Below are 1,673 nucleotides of genomic sequence, written 5' to 3' on the forward strand. Positions count from 1 at the left end.
GGACCCGGCCCCGGCGGGCGCCGGGCGCCTCGGGGCCGGGTCCGCCCCGGGCCCGTCAGTGACCCAGGTCGTTGAAGGCGAAGTTGAAGACGAACAACGCGGTGAGCAGCCACATGAACAGGCCCGGCTCCCGCCACCTCCCCTCCGCCAGCTTGATCACCGAGTAGGCGATGACACCGGCGGCGACACCGTTGACGATGGAGAAGGTGAACGGCATCAGGATGATCGTCAGGAAGACCGGGATGGCCACCCCGCGGTCCTTCCAGTCCACGTGGCGGGCGTTCTGCATCATCATCGCGCCGATCACCACCAGCGCGGCGGCGGCCACCTGGCCGGGCACGATCTCCGCCAGCGGGGTGAACAGCAGCATGGCGGCGAAGATCAGGCCGGTGACGGTGGCCGACAGGCCGGTCCTGGCTCCCTCGCCGACGCCGGACGCCGACTCGATGAACACCGTCTGGCCGGACGCGCTGGACATGCCGCCGATCGCTCCGCCGGCGCCGTCGATCAGCAGCGCCTTGTTCAGGCCGGGCATCCGGCCCTTCTCGTCGGCGAGCTTGGCCTCCTGGCCGACGGCGATGATGGTGGCCATCGCGTCGAAGAAGCCCGCCAGCACCAGCGTGAAGACGATCATGGTGACGGTGGTCGCGCCCAGCTGGCCGAACCCGCCGAACTCCACCTGGCCGAACAGGCTGAAGTCCGGCGAGGAGACCAGCCCGCTGGGGATGTGCGGCGTGGCCAGCCCCCACTGCTCGTCGCCCAGGTCGAACACGGCGGTGACGATGAGGGAGAACACGGTGCCGACGCCGATGCCGATCAGGATCGCGCCGGGAATGTTCCTGGCCAGCAGCATGAAGATGGCCAGCAGGGTGATGCAGAACGCGAGTACCGGCCAGCCCGTCAGGCTGCCGCCGACGCCCAGGGTGACGGGCGGCCCGCCCTCCGCGCCGCGCCCGACGACACCGGCCTTCTCCAGCCCGATCATCGCGACGAAGAGGCCGATGCCGATGGTGATGGCGTGTTTGAGGCCCATCGGGATCGCGTTCATGATCTTCTCGCGGAGCCCGGTGATCACCAGGAGCATGATCACCACGCCGTAGATCACGCACATGCCCATGGCCTGCGGCCAGGTCATGCTGGGCACCACGAGGGTGGCGAGCACCCCGGAGACGCTCAGTCCGGCGGCCAGCGCCAGCGGGACCTTGCCGACGACGCCCATCAGCAGGGTCGTCACCGCGGCGGCGAACGCGGTCGCCGTCACCACGGCGGTGGCGTTCAGCGTGTTGCCGTTGACGTCCTCGACGCTCAGCAGCAGTGGGTTGAGCAGCAGGATGTACGCCATCGCCATGAACGTGGTGATGCCGCCCCGGACCTCACGCCCGATGGTCGATCCGCTGCGGGTGATGTGGAAGTAACGGTCGAGCCGACCCGGGCCGGAGGGCGGACGAGAACCGCCGCCCGCCGCCTCGGCGGGGACTGCCGGTTCTACTTGTGACTGTGCCATGTGCCAACTCCCAAGGTTCACAGGGGCACCCGCGGCGCTTGGCGCCTTCGTGCGGGATTTGGGATGCACGACGCGGGGGACGGCCCGAGACGAACGTGGGAAGGTGCGGGGGGTTGCTCGTGGGGGTGTGCTTCGCGGGGGGTGGGGTCGGGGGCGGCGCTCCGGGGGG

General features: G+C 69.9%; 1 protein-coding gene. It reads right to left on the reverse strand.

Annotated elements, in window-relative coordinates; genetic code table 11:
* Nucleotides 1–55 precede the first annotated feature (55 nt).
* Complete coding sequence (locus tag ACYVE9_RS25805) at nt 56–1,504, reverse strand: NCS2 family permease (protein ID WP_461030307.1); 1,449 nt, start codon at nt 1,502–1,504, stop codon at nt 56–58.
* Nucleotides 1,505–1,673 lie beyond the last annotated feature (169 nt).

The sequence above is a fragment of the Streptomyces sparsus genome, assembly GCF_054776295.1.